We start from the raw sequence: 12007 nt of genomic DNA on the forward strand, positions 1-12007 counted from the left end.
GGATGCTGAACCCGTGGCGGGAAGCCCACCTGGCGGCGTTGCACGCCGCCGGTGGGCACACGAGCGCGGAGCTGGCGGAGCTGTTCGGGGTGGCCCGCTCGACGGTGTACCGGGCGGTCGAGCGGGCCACGGCCCTCACATAGTCAAGGTGTGGGTGCCTCTGATCGCCCTGTCCGCGGGCGGGGCGGTACCGGAAGATGCGGGCTTGTACCTGCGGTGATGAGGTCGGCGCCCGCCGCGTCAGGCGGAGGCGGTGGCGCGCTGGCGCAGCGGCGCGAGCGCCGTGCTCCAGGCGACGACCTGGTCGAGCAGGGTGGTGAGCTGGGGTAGCTGGTAGTCGCCGGGCTTGAAGACGCTGTAGTTCTCGAACTCGGTGGCCAGCACGAGGGTGACCTGCTGGCGGACGTCGGCCATCTGCAGTTCGCCGGCGACCAGGCGCAGGTGCTCGACAGCGCGGGCACCGCCGACGGAGCCGTAGGAGACGAAGCCGACGGCCTTGTTGTTCCACTCGGCGTACAGGTAGTCGATGGCGTTCTTCAGTACCCCGGAGGTGCCGTGGTTGTACTCCGGCGTGACGAGGACGAACCCCTCGAACGAGGCGATCTTGTTCGCCCACTGCTTGGTGTGCTCGTTCTGGTACTGGCCCATCGACGGCGGGATCGGCTCGTCGAGGTGCGGCAGCGGGAAGTCACGCAGGTCGACCAGCTCGAACTGCGCGTCGCTGCGCTGGGCGGCGACGTCGTACACCCAGCGGGCGACAGCCTCGCCGTTGCGGTTGGGGCGGGTGCTGCCGAGGATGATGCCGATGCGGGTCACAGGATTCCTCGTTTCTCGTTGATGGTGCGAGGTAGGGCTGCTGAGCCAGCAGATTGCGGTTGAATAGTCGGGTCAGCCCTGGTTTGGGCCGTTTCAGGAAAGCGAGGGTCAGAACGCGTACGGGCCGAAGCGGCCCCAGGACATGAACGGGCAAGGCGGTGGCTGCGGATCTGGAGGGGATGGCAAGGTGTGGTGGTTCACCGCCGCGCGGCGGCGGTGATGGGCGTGGCGCGGGCCTGGGCGACGAGGCGGCCGCGGTCGGACTCGTCGAAGCGGTCGAGCATCGCGCGGATCTCGGTGGCGTCGGTGTTCGCGCCGAACACGTCGGTGCCGGGTTCCATGCGTACGCCCTCGGCCAGTGGACCGGCGACGACCGGGTCGAACCCGAGGGCGTCGACCACGGCGGTGACCGCCGTGACGTCATCCGGGTCGTCGCCGGCGACCGCGATCGCCCTGCGGCCGGGGGCCCCTGCGGGCCGGGCGCCATCCTCCAGGTCGTGGTAGCCCATGTGGTTGAACGCCTTGACGATCCGCGACTGGGGCAGGAACGCCTGGACCGTCTCGCTGGAGGAGGTGCGCGGATCGGTCAGGTCGTCACGGATCCCGTCGACCTCCCACCAGTAGTTCATGGCGTCGATGACGAGTTTGCCGCGCAGCGCCTCAGCCGGGACGGTGCGGTGTTTGCCCAATGGAAGGGCCAGCACCACGATGTCGGCGGCCTCGGCGGCCTCGGCGGCGGTCGCGGTGATCGCGCCCGGGGCGAGGACTCGCACGATCAGTTCGATCTTCGACGGCTCACCGGAGCCGGCGACCAGGACCTGGTAGCCGGCGTCAGCCGCGAGGCGGGCCAGGACCGTGCCGACCTTGCCGGCCCCCAGGATGGCGAGGGTGGTCATCGCTGGCTCGCCAGGATGTCGCGGACCATGGGCAGTACCTTCGCGCCGAACAGCTCGACCGAGCGCATCCGCGCGCTGGCCGACTGGGCCCCGACGGAGTAGATGAGGTCGAAGCGGCCCACGTCCAGCGCCGTGACGGCTCGGGCGATCTTGTGGGCGACGGTTTCCGGTGAACCGATGTACAGCGAACCGTGTGCCACCTCGGCGTCGAACTCCGCTCGGCGCAGCGGTGGCCAGCCGCGCAACGCGCCGATCCGGTCCCGCATCACCTTGTAGGCCGGGTAGAACAGCTCTTTGGCGTGTTCGTCGGTGTCGGCGACGAAGCCGGGCGAGTGCATGCCGACCGGGTGCGCGAGCGTTCCCAGCTGCTCGGCGGCCCGTCTGTACAGGTCGACGTGGGGCGCGAAACGCTTCGGGTCACCGCCGATGACGGCCAGCATCAGTGGCAGCCCGTGGCGGGCCGTGCGCACCACCGACTGTGGGGAGCCGCCAACCCCGACCCAGGTGTCCAGGCGCCCGGATTCGGTCTTGGGAAACACGTCGGCGTCGTGCAGCGCGGCGCGAGTGGTGCCGCTCCAGGTGACCGGCTTCTCGTCGAGCAGCTTCACGAACAGCTCGAGCTTCTCCTCGAACAGCACCTCGTAGTCGGCCAGGTCGTAGCCGAACAGCGGGAACGACTCGGTGAACGAGCCCCGGCCGAGGATCACCTGGGCGCGGCCATGGGAGATGGCGTCCACCGTCGCGAACCGCTGGAAGACCCGCACCGGGTCGTCGGAGCTCAGCACCGTGACACCCGAGGCCAGCGTGATGCGCGAGGTACGGGCGGCGATCCCGGCCAGAACCGTCTCCGGGGTGGAGATCGAGTACTCCGGGCGGTGGTGCTCGCCGAGCGCGATCACATCGACGCCGAGGTCGTCGGCGAGTACCGCCTCGTCGACGACCTGCCGGATCGACGCCGCGTGCGAGACGGGCGCGCCGGAGTCGTCGACCGGCACGTCACCAAACGTGTCGAGACCGAAAACAAGATCGCTCATGACGGCCACCTCCAGTGATTGACGTGTCAACTATGGCGCCATATGATTGACGTGTCAACTGCTGGAGGTGGGCGTCATGCCGGGGCCACGAAAACTGCCCACACGCGAGGAACTGCGCACCTGGCGGGAGTTCGTCGAAACCACTCAGGCACTCAGCACCCTGCTCGCGGCACGCCTGTACAGCGACACCGGGCTCTCACCGGGTGACTACGCCGTGCTGCTCGCCCTGAGCGAGGCCACCGACAACCGCCTGCGCTCGTCCGAACTGGCAGCCCACATCGGCTGGGAACGCAGCCGCCTGTCGCACCACCTCGGCCGGATGCAACGTCGGCAGCTGATCCGGCGCGAGGAGTGCGCCACCGACAACCGTGGCGCCGACGTCGTCCTCGAACCCACCGGTAGCGAGGCGTTCCACGCCGCCACCGTCCCGCACCTGCGCGCCGTGCGTGAACTGTTCATCGACGCCCTCACCGCCGATCAGCTCGCCGCCGCCGGCGACATCGCCGCCGCCCTGCAAGCCCACCTGCGCGGCCCGCGCCCGACCGAATGACAACCATCCCGGGCCGGTAAACCACTGCCACACCACGTTATGTCCGCGTCATGTCCGCCCACCTCGGCTGACACCGTCACCGGACAGCCGCGTGGGCATCACCGCGCAACTCCAACCGCTTGGCCATGTTGAGCCTGACCTCGCCGTACGGGGCGACATGCGTCCAGAACAGCGGCGTCAGTCCGCGCCGGTCGGGTGCGGTGAGGGTGCCCGCCCATGTCGGTTCGGCCAGGACGTCCTGCACGAGCAGGGTATTGACGAACGCGACCGCCGCCTGCAGTACGTCGAGGAGCTGGATCAGGTGATCTCCGGTGGGCGCCAGGTGGTTGGCGGCGTCGGCGTCGTCCTGGGCGTGCTCCCCGTCCAGGTGCTGACCTCGCGGCCGGACGCTTCACCTGCTGGCCCCGCGGCCCCCTGGTTTCGCGCTGAAGCGTTCCCGTGTGCGTGAGGTCTCGTCGAGGCGGAGCCGGGGAATTCCGGCAAGGCCCGCAGGGCCGCGTGACCACTGGGAAAATCAGGTGTGGCCGTAGGTTTTGCCCGGCCGGCCAGTGCGTGGCCCACGCCTTCGAGCAGACGCGCCCGAGCGTCATCTGCTTTCTGGCCGAAGAGGTCTATGGAGACGACCGTTTCGAGGAGCCCCGGCCGCGGGCAGTCCTCGACGCGTACCGGGAGAAGCTTCCGCTGGAATCCATGGGGGTCGGCCGTCAGGGCTGCGCGCCATTCGGACTGCCCGTAGACGGACCCCAGGTAGGCGTGCGAGAGAAGGGCGATGGTCCGCTGTGCCCCGGCGACGCCCTGCTGCATCCCCACGGCCCAGTTGGATCCGGGGACGAAGTCCCACGCCTGGATCAGCACCGAGTAGCCGGCGGCTTCCAGATGCCAGGCGATCCACTCCGCCCATGCGCTATCCGCGCCGGTGTAGGAGACAAAGAAGTCCCACTGCGCCACCGTGCTCAAATCCCCCGTATCGGACACAGCGCATGATCCTTCCGCGCGCCGTAGTCACCCCGGCTCGGGGGTGGCGGGTGGTCAGAGCTTCCGGTGGTGGTGGAACGACCGGCGTCACCGCCGGTGCTCAACCTCGACCCCGTTGATCGGATCGCGGGTCGCTGTTGGGTCGTTCTGGTAGGGCAAATCGGACACGAAACCGGTAACTCGGACCACAGTGGCCCTGCCGCCGCTCCAGGTCCGACACCCGCGCTCCCGAGGGCATCAGCAGAGGGCGTCGAGGACACAGCATTGCCTGCCGTTCGGCAGTGCGGCGAGCGGAACGGCCAGTTCCGGACGAGCGTGGCCAAGGCCCGTTGCCGGGGTCCCGGCCGGGTCCCCGGCTCGTCCGCTAGGCGGCCGCGTACCGGGTGATCTCGGCGACCTTGCAGGTGAACGGCCCGGTAGCGGCGACCAGGCTGTTCGCGTCCTGCGGGGACTGCTGGCCGGGGGCCAGGTTGGTCACGGCGACCAGCCCCGTTCCGATCTGGGTCTTCCCGTCCTGGGATTCGAACGCGATGGTGATCGCATAGTTCGACGTCTTCGAGCTGTGGTTGGTGACCGTGACTTTCGCCTCCGCGAAACTGGTCGTCGGGTCCGCGGCACACGCCGTGATCGCCACGTCTTCGGCGTGCGCCGGGCCGCTGGCCGGCTTGCTGCTGGTGCTGCCCGAGCTGGACGTCGAACCACCGCCTGAGCTGGTGTTGCAGCCTGCGATGCCTATCGTGACCGAAAGAGCCATCACGGCGATCAGCAGTTTACGCATAGTGTCCCCCCTGCGATGTTCTGTGAGGAAAGCACCTTATCGACTGGGTAGCCGCCTCAGTCAGGCACGTGTCGAGCACGTGATGGCCAGGCGGGATATCCCTCAGACCCCCACGGCGCTGCCCCTCGCGGCAGCCCGGTGGTTCCCCCGCCACGCCTCGTTGTCCGCGACCGACGCCGTCCTCTCCTCCACCGGCACCACACCTTCTGTCCGCCGACGACGCCCAGCTGCCGATCTCCGGCGTGCGGGCATGAGACCAGGTCAGTAAATCGGATTGTCGATCAATGCTGTCAGGGTGATCCGTCCGCTGGAGGCCAGGGGGTAGATGGTGCACCCGGCGGTCACCACCCCGTTCTCGATGGCTACGGGAATGGGCGCGGAACAGCTCCCCACCCGCTCGCCTCCGGAGTTCTCGTCCCGGTTGAGGGTGAAGATCACGGATGCCTGGCCGGCCCTGGTGCCCATGTTGGTGAACGTGCCGGACACGGGACAGCCGCTGAGATCACTGCATCTCCCCGCGAACTGTGTACCGGAGACAACGAAATGCACTCTGTTGCAGTAGGGCGAGAAATGCGAGCAGCTGGCCGTGGCGGACGTGGGCGCGCCGCCGGTGCTGGAGCCGGGTGTGAGCAGGGCCTTCAACTGCGTGAAGTTCTGGATGCCGAAAAAGGCGCCCAGTGCGAGGGCGGCGGTGACAGTTCCCGCCACCCATCGTCTGTCTGCGTCAGCCGCGTCTCCCATGGGGCTCCACTACGTGCGCATCCACTGCCGAAACTGCTTATTCCGATCGAAGCTACCACGGTCCGCCCATACGGCGTCAGCGAAGAGTGACCATTCCCCGACAAGGGGAGAGGCGACGATCCGAGTCGCTCCGCGCACCCAGGGCCCACAGTCCTTGGTTCACGCAGTCCTTGGTTCACACCGCCCAGGGATGCCCGAGCGGACGGCGCGGCGCGACAGCCCTCTTCCATGATCGCATCCTCACGCGCGATAACCCTTCCTTCTCGCGCGTCAGACGACGACACTCCGGGCGAACTTACGTTTCATTTTTCGTATCGTCATCTACGATACTCTAGGATGTATCGGCTCATGCGCCGATACGTAATGACGATTGGTAGGCTGTGGGATGTCGGGTGAGGGAAGGGGACGTGGGATGAGTCGAGTGCCAGGGCCGCCGCGCCAACGCGAGGAGCCCCCGGAGCCGCACGAGCCGTTCCGCCCGCCCTCGCCTCGCCCGGCCGTCGAGCCCCCCGCGGGCGGGTCGGCACCGCGCGCCGGCGCGGAGGCGGCCCCGCCGAACGACGTCGTCGACGGTCCTGAGGGCGACGGTCTCGAGGGCGAAGCCGTGGCGCGCGCCCTGCCCTCCCCCGACGCCGACGGCGGTGAGTCCGACGGCCTGGAGTCCGACGGCGTTGAGATCGACGGCCTTGAGATGGAGGGCCCTTCCGTGAGTGAGTTCATGGCAGAGGACCGCGAGTCGGGCCGAGGGCCAGGCCAGGGCGGGGGGATGACCGCGAGCGGGTCCGAGCAGGCCCGCCAGTCCCGGGCCCGCCGCCGACGCGGCCCCGAACCGGCCCCGGCCGGCCGGCCCTCGGCCGCCCCCGTCCCGACCCCGGCCGGCGCGGCATCCACACCGCCCGGGTCCGCCCCCCAGGGATCGACTCCGGGATCCATCTCCGCGGCGCCGGCGGTGACGGGGGTCCGGTGCGGATTTCCCGGCTGCGCCCGCCCGCCCGCGCCGGCCGACGGGCCGGGCCGGCCCCCGGCCTACTGCGACGACCCGGCGCACAACCGGCTCTCGGCCTACCGCCGGCGCCGCGACCTCGCCACCCGGCCCGGCGCCGCCACCGGCACGCACGGCGCCCGGCTCGCCTCCGGCGAAGGCGTGGACGCGACCAGCGCGGTCGGGCGGGCCCTGGCCACCCGACGTGCCCGCGCCGAGGACCTCGCCGGCCAGGTCCAGGCCCTCGCCGCCGACCTCGCCGCCACCCTGGAGGCGTTCGCGGCGCAGATGTCCGTTCTCGGGGACGTCGCCGCCGCCGAGGCGCAGGTCGAGGCCGCCGAGGCCGAAGCCGCCGAACGCGTCGCCGAGGCGGTCGCGCGGGCCGTGCGCGCCGAGCAGAACGCCCGCGCCGCCACCACGTCGCGCGCCGACGCCGAGGCCGTCGCCGCCGACGCCGTGACCGCGCTGGAGAACACCGAACGCCGCCTGGCCGCCGCCGACGACGAGGTGGCGAAGGCCAACGCCGCCGCCCAGGCCGCACGCGCACAGGCCGAGGCGGCCATCACCGCCGCGGTGGAGACGGCCCGCGTCGAGACACAGGCCGCGCGCGCCGACGCCGAGACCCGCGTCGAACGTGCCCGCGCCGACGCCGACGCTCGCGTCGCCGAGGCCGGTGCCGCCCGCGACCAGGCCCAGTCCGACCTCGCCCAGCTGCGCCGCGACGCCGAACGCGACGCGCGGATCACCGCCGAACTGCGCGCCGAACGCGACGCGCTACGCGAGGACATCCGCGCCGAACGGGCCGAGGCGCTGCGCCTGCGCCAGAGCGCCGACGCCGACCTCGCCCGTGCCCGTGCCGACGCCGACGCCCAGGCCCGTCAGCTGCGTGAACAGGCCAGTGCCGCCCTCGAACGCGCCACCGCCACCGCCGCCGCGGAAACCCAGCGGCTACGCGCCGAACTCGAGCACCGCCTCGACGCCGAACGCCAGGCCGCCACCGAACGCCTCGCCGTCCTCGCCGACGCCCGCGCCGAGGCCCGCCTGCGCGCCGAACGCGCCGAACGCCAGGCCGACGACCTCGCCGCCGAACTACGCGCCCTGCGCGCCGCCCCCTCCGCAACGCCTGCCGTGCCCTCGACGCAGGACTGAGCCGGCGCACGGAAGGCCCCAGGAAAGAGGAGCGGCAAAGAGAAACGGCAAAGAGGGCGCTTGCGGGCCCCTGCCGCCCCGGCCGCCGCCGCCGTGTTCCGCCGTGGGCGTTACCGGCCGATTCGGCGGGCGACGTCGGCGCGGTAGCAGACCAGCGACCAGTGCGCGGTCTCGGCCGTGTGGCCCGCGGGCACGATCATGGTTCCGGCCGCGACGGTCACCTGGGCCGGGCCGGCCAGGACGAAGGTGTAGTTGGACAGTTCGGATGGCCAGCCGTCGGTGGCGCGGCCCTCGTAGTGCCATTCGGTCCGCAGCATCTCCTGCCCGTGCAGGAACGGCTCCTGCAGCAGGTGCTGGGCGTGGGCGGGCAGGTAGCCGAAGGCCCGGGCCGCGTCCTGGCCCAGGGCGATCGGGGGCGCCGCGGCGGCCTGCGGTGGCGGCAGGTAGGACGTGAGGGCCTGGTCGGCGCCCCGCCCCCGACCCCGGCCGCGAGCGGGTCGGGGGGCGGGTGGGGGCCGATGCTCGATCGGCGTGCGCCGCAACGAACCCTCGCGTGCCACGTACGAGTTGAGCCGGTAGGCCGGGGAGTGGTCGGTGCGGATCGTCGGCTCGGCGAGGCAGAGTCCCCCCGGGCCGAAGGCGACGGCCTTGATCCGCTCGTCGTCGGACTGCGGGATCGCCCACCAGGCCTGGATCGGGCCGGTCCGGGCCTCGATGCGGGCCTTGACCGCGCGGTCCAGGTCCTTCCAGCACTCGTCGCGCAGTTTCCCGTTGGCGCCGAAGTCCAGAGCCTGCGCGCGGAACGTGTGCGACGCCCGTTTCCGGTCTGGCACCGCCGGGGCGCGGTGGCCCGGGGCGTACTTCGCCACGCCACCGCCGGGCGGGAAGCTGTCCGCTGGTGTGCTCGACCAGGGTTGGACCGGTCCGCGGCCTGAATCGGAAGGAGCGATTTCCCCTTCGGAACGCATCGGTGAACCCGCCCGTCACATCCTCGTCCGGTCAGTCTCGTCCGGTCAGTTCTGTCTCATCCGGTCAGTTCTGCGCGAATCGTATAGGCGAGGGCAGGTCGGCACACCACGGTTCGCGCATCCTTGGTCTCATTCGGTGCGGATGCCGCCAGCCGGGCGGATCGGTGGGCCACCAGGGCGAGCACGGGCGGCGGCGAGAGTGACCTGCCCTTCGCCGCGCCGGGCGTGGCGCAGGTGAGCGTGGCGCAGGTGGGCCTGGCCTGGCGGTGGGGGGCCATGAGTCCTCTCGGCGCGAGGAATCCCCGGCGCCCGCCTACCATCGACCACACAGGCCCGACCATCACGGGCGTGAGGTGACCGGGCGGGGATCCCGGCGGACGGGAACGCTCACGCACGGAGATTCCCCGCCTACGGGGGCCTTGCCGACCGCGGAGCGTCGCGGACGAGACGTCATCACACGGACGTCGGCCACGCGGGCCCTGCCCGGGTGGGTCGGGCGACTGTCGCGACGAAGGGTGAACGACGACGTGACCAGCTTCGAGGACGCCGCCGCGCTTGGCCGGGCGGAGAGCGGCCTGGCCGTGATCTCCACGTTGCGGGCGGACGGCGGTATCCAGGCGTCCGTCGTGAACGTCGCGTTCATGGGCCATCCGTTGGACGAGGCCGCGAGCCCGGTGGTCGCGTTCGTCACCTACGGTGCGGTGAAGCTCGGGCACCTGCGGGCCCGGCCGGCGGCGAGCGCGACCGTGCGCTCGGGCTGGCGGTGGGCGACGGTCGAGGGCACGGCGCGGCTCGTCGGCCCGGACGATCCGTGGGAAGGGGTTGACGGCGAGCGGCTGCGGCTGCTGCTGCGGGAGATCTTCACCGCGGCCGGCGGCACCCACGACGACTGGCCCACCTACGACCGGGTCATGCTCGAGCAGCGCCGGACCGCGGTGTTCCTCACTCCCACCCGCGTCTACGGCCCCTGAACCTGCGCCCGCCGCTCTCCCGCCGCCCTTCTCCCGCCGCGCTGCGCCCCGCCTGCCCGTCAGTTGGGGCCGATGACGACCGAGCCGGGTGTGCCGGTGACCGAGATCGAGCCGGGTGATCCGAGGGTGATCCCGCCTCCGTCGATCGAGATGCCGGACGGTCCGACGTCGATGGCGGAACCGTCCTTCGAGGTCACCGACAACGACCCCGAGCCGGGCGCCGTCACGGCCACCGACCCGGAGCCCGGAAGCGTCACCACACCCGGGATGGACAGGCGACCGGTCGGCGCGTGGCCACGATGGTGCGCGTGGCCCTTCGTGGGCTTGTTCGGCGACCAGCACAGGGCGGTCCATCCCGGCACACCGCTGGGCGGGACCGACAGGTCGTACCAGCCCGAGGGCAGGAACGTCCCCCAGGTGACCGGCGGACCGCCCGTGCCGGTGCCGCCGGCGGGACGGGGGACACCGAAGGTCACCAGGCCGTTCGGGCAGCCCTGGTGCAGGATCTTGACGGCGGGCCGGCCCGCCTTCGGCCCGTGGGCCGGCTTCGTTCGGCAGAGCTGGTAGGTGGTCGGTGGCCAGCGCGTGCCGATGGAGGCGTAGTAGCCGGCGTTCACATGGTCCGGTCCACCGGTGCCACCCCGCGCGGCGGGTGTCGTGCCGGGCTCGCGCACCTCGGTGGTCCGGCCACCGGGGCAGCTGGCCCAGATCGACGCGCCGGCCTGCGCGCTGTGCGCGCCGCCCAGGGCGAACAGCCCCGTCATCGCGATCGTCGCCCCGCCGGCGACGAACCGGGAAACCCCCCGCGTCGCCCCCCGGTACCGGTCACCGCCACAGGGGAATCTGCACCTGCGAGGGGATGCGAAATACGTCATGGAATGTCTCCTCAGCGCCCGGCCGGGAATGACCGTCGCCGAGACGGGTCGGGCGCCAACGGAACATTCGCGCAACCCGCCGGCTCGGTATTCCCACGAGTGAAACGTGAACCGCGCACAGGTTAGCGGCAGCCGGCCGCGGATTGTGTGCTCCACACCGGGGCCGTCGCCGTCGCATTCCAGGACAGGACGACGACCGATCCCCACCAAATACAGCCGCAGACATTCAGATCGGACGATTTCCCGCCCCCTCGCCCCCCCGACCGCCGAACTCAGCCGAACTCGCCGAGTCCACCGACCGCGCCCACACTGGCGACATCCGAACTGGCGACATCCGATGACCGCGGCGCCACCGACCGGTGCCACCACCGACGGTGCCACCGCCAACAGCAGCGCCACCAACAGCAGGGGGAGCGGCGATGACGACGGCCACCACCGAGGACGAGCTGCTGGCGGAACGCCGCGGTCCGGTCCTGCTCGCGGCGCTCAACCGGCCGGCGGCGCGCAACGCGCTGACCATGACGCTCGTCGGTGAGCTGGGCGCGGCGCTGCTCGAGGCCGAGAACGACCCGTGGATCCGGGCCGTCGTGCTCACCGCGGCCGGTGACCGGGCGTTCTGCGTCGGCATGGACCTCACGGCGTTCTCCGACGGGATGACGTTCGAACCCACCGAACAACACCAGGCGGGATATGCCGCGTTCGACCGGTTCATGCGGGGCGAGATCACGGTGCCGGTGATCGGGGCCGCAGGCGGCACCGCGGTCGGCGGCGGCTTCGAGCTGCTGCTGGCCTGCGATCTGGTCGTCGTCTCCGACCAGGGCCGCTACGGCCTGCCGGAGGTCAGACGCGGGCTGATCTCCGGCGGCGGTGGGGGCGTACTCCTCGGCAGCCGGCTGCCCGTCGCGCTCGCCCTCGAACTCGTGCTCACCGGCGACCTCGTCGACGGCGCCCGCGCGAAGGCCCTCGGCCTGGTCAACCGGGTCGTCCCCCCGGATCAGGTGCTCGACGTCGCGCTCGCGCTCGCCGCCCGGATCACCGCCAACGCTCCGCTGGCCGTCGCGGTCAGCAAGCAGATCGTCCGCCTCGCCGCCGCCGATCCGCCGGCCGCCTTCACCCGCCTGGCCGAGCTGCGGGGCTCCGTGTTCGCCAGCGAGGACGCGAAGGAGGGCGCGGCGGCATATCTGGCCAAACGCGAACCGGTCTGGACAGGCCGGTAACGCGGGCAGCGGCGTGCCTGCGTACGGGCCCGCCCGAGGTCGTGCGGGTGGAGGA

Annotated in this window: 14 protein-coding genes; 5 read left to right on the forward strand and 9 right to left on the reverse strand. The window is 71.4% G+C overall.

Going from position 1 to position 12007, the window contains the following annotated elements; all coding sequences use genetic code 11:
* Nucleotides 1-2: 2 nt before the first annotated feature.
* Nucleotides 3-143, forward strand: coding sequence for a helix-turn-helix domain-containing protein (locus MXD95_RS24185; RefSeq protein ID WP_250643024.1), 141 nt, complete (start codon nt 3-5; stop codon nt 141-143).
* Nucleotides 144-240: 97 nt separating this feature from the next.
* Here the strand turns inward: MXD95_RS24185 and MXD95_RS24190 are convergent, their stop codons facing one another.
* From MXD95_RS24190 to MXD95_RS24200, 3 genes are all read right to left on the reverse strand, one after another.
* Nucleotides 241-816 carry an NADPH-dependent FMN reductase gene (locus MXD95_RS24190; RefSeq protein WP_250643025.1) on the reverse strand — a complete coding sequence of 192 codons (576 nt, stop codon included), beginning with the start codon at nt 814-816 and terminating at the stop codon, nt 241-243.
* Nucleotides 817-1013: 197 nt separating this feature from the next.
* Nucleotides 1014-1712, reverse strand: coding sequence for an NADPH-dependent F420 reductase (locus MXD95_RS24195; RefSeq protein ID WP_250643026.1), 699 nt, complete (start codon nt 1710-1712; stop codon nt 1014-1016).
* Complete coding sequence (locus MXD95_RS24200) at nt 1709-2746, reverse strand: LLM class flavin-dependent oxidoreductase (protein WP_250643027.1); 1038 nt, start codon at nt 2744-2746, stop codon at nt 1709-1711. Before MXD95_RS24200 ends, MXD95_RS24195 begins: the two co-directional genes overlap by 4 nt.
* Before the next feature lie 76 nt (nt 2747-2822).
* Here MXD95_RS24200 and MXD95_RS24205 point away from each other — a divergent pair, with 76 nt between their 5' ends.
* Nucleotides 2823-3296, forward strand: a complete 474-nt coding sequence (locus MXD95_RS24205) for a MarR family winged helix-turn-helix transcriptional regulator (protein ID WP_250643028.1) — start codon at nt 2823-2825, stop codon at nt 3294-3296.
* A 76-nt stretch (nt 3297-3372) separates the two neighbouring features.
* Here the strand turns inward: MXD95_RS24205 and MXD95_RS24210 are convergent, their stop codons facing one another.
* From MXD95_RS24210 to MXD95_RS24225, 4 genes are all read right to left on the reverse strand, one after another.
* Complete coding sequence (locus tag MXD95_RS24210; protein WP_308301574.1) at nt 3373-3663, reverse strand: Tn3 family transposase; 291 nt, start codon at nt 3661-3663, stop codon at nt 3373-3375.
* Entirely contained in the window at nt 3594-4271 is a 678-nt protein-coding gene (locus MXD95_RS24215) for a toll/interleukin-1 receptor domain-containing protein (RefSeq protein WP_308301571.1), read from the reverse strand. The genes MXD95_RS24210 and MXD95_RS24215 overlap by 70 nt, the downstream gene beginning before the upstream one ends.
* Nucleotides 4272-4635: 364 nt before the next feature.
* On the reverse strand, nt 4636-5049 hold the full coding sequence (locus MXD95_RS24220) for a hypothetical protein (protein WP_250643030.1): 414 nt from the start codon (nt 5047-5049) through the stop codon (nt 4636-4638).
* Nucleotides 5050-5310: 261 nt separating this feature from the next.
* A complete protein-coding gene (locus MXD95_RS24225; protein ID WP_250643031.1) occupies nt 5311-5757 on the reverse strand; it encodes a hypothetical protein in 447 nt (148 codons plus the stop codon).
* A 445-nt stretch (nt 5758-6202) separates the two neighbouring features.
* On the opposite strand from MXD95_RS24225, the gene MXD95_RS24230 reads away from it, so the two are divergent.
* Nucleotides 6203-7921, forward strand: coding sequence for a hypothetical protein (locus MXD95_RS24230; RefSeq protein WP_250643032.1), 1719 nt, complete (start codon nt 6203-6205; stop codon nt 7919-7921).
* A gap of 110 nt (nt 7922-8031) precedes the next feature.
* On the opposite strand, the gene MXD95_RS24235 is transcribed toward MXD95_RS24230, so the two are convergent.
* Entirely contained in the window at nt 8032-8790 is a 759-nt protein-coding gene (locus tag MXD95_RS24235) for a hypothetical protein (RefSeq protein WP_250643033.1), read from the reverse strand.
* A 626-nt stretch (nt 8791-9416) separates the two neighbouring features.
* Between MXD95_RS24235 and MXD95_RS24240 the strand changes: the two genes are divergently transcribed.
* Nucleotides 9417-9860 carry a TIGR03618 family F420-dependent PPOX class oxidoreductase gene (locus MXD95_RS24240; RefSeq protein WP_250643034.1) on the forward strand — a complete coding sequence of 148 codons (444 nt, stop codon included), beginning with the start codon at nt 9417-9419 and terminating at the stop codon, nt 9858-9860.
* 59 nt (nt 9861-9919) lie between these two features.
* Here MXD95_RS24240 and MXD95_RS24245 read toward each other — a convergent pair whose 3' ends face one another.
* The gene (locus MXD95_RS24245) at nt 9920-10735 is read right to left on the reverse strand and encodes a DUF2345 domain-containing protein (RefSeq protein ID WP_250643035.1); all 816 of its coding nucleotides are present in this window, start codon (nt 10733-10735) and stop codon (nt 9920-9922) included.
* Nucleotides 10736-11154: 419 nt separating this feature from the next.
* Here MXD95_RS24245 and MXD95_RS24250 point away from each other — a divergent pair, with 419 nt between their 5' ends.
* Entirely contained in the window at nt 11155-11952 is a 798-nt protein-coding gene (locus MXD95_RS24250) for an enoyl-CoA hydratase-related protein (RefSeq protein WP_250643036.1), read from the forward strand.
* Nucleotides 11953-12007 lie beyond the last annotated feature (55 nt).

The organism is Frankia sp. AiPa1 (genome assembly GCF_023243075.1).
Classification (GTDB): domain Bacteria; phylum Actinomycetota; class Actinomycetes; order Frankiales; family Frankiaceae; genus Frankia.

What these genes read in the sequence shown, in the direction of transcription:
- MXD95_RS24185 (WP_250643024.1), top strand. Translation starts at nt 3, where the DNA reads ATGCTGAACCCGTGGCGGGAAGCCCACCTGGCGGCGTTGCACGCCGCC.
- MXD95_RS24195 (WP_250643026.1), bottom strand. Translation starts at nt 1,712, where the DNA reads ATGACCACCCTCGCCATCCTGGGGGCCGGCAAGGTCGGCACGGTCCTG.
- MXD95_RS24200 (WP_250643027.1), bottom strand. Translation starts at nt 2,746, where the DNA reads ATGAGCGATCTTGTTTTCGGTCTCGACACGTTTGGTGACGTGCCGGTC.
- MXD95_RS24205 (WP_250643028.1), top strand. Translation starts at nt 2,823, where the DNA reads ATGCCGGGGCCACGAAAACTGCCCACACGCGAGGAACTGCGCACCTGG.
- MXD95_RS24220 (WP_250643030.1), bottom strand. Translation starts at nt 5,049, where the DNA reads ATGCGTAAACTGCTGATCGCCGTGATGGCTCTTTCGGTCACGATAGGC.
- MXD95_RS24230 (WP_250643032.1), top strand. Translation starts at nt 6,203, where the DNA reads ATGAGTCGAGTGCCAGGGCCGCCGCGCCAACGCGAGGAGCCCCCGGAG.
- MXD95_RS24245 (WP_250643035.1), bottom strand. Translation starts at nt 10,735, where the DNA reads ATGACGTATTTCGCATCCCCTCGCAGGTGCAGATTCCCCTGTGGCGGT.
- MXD95_RS24250 (WP_250643036.1), top strand. Translation starts at nt 11,155, where the DNA reads ATGACGACGGCCACCACCGAGGACGAGCTGCTGGCGGAACGCCGCGGT.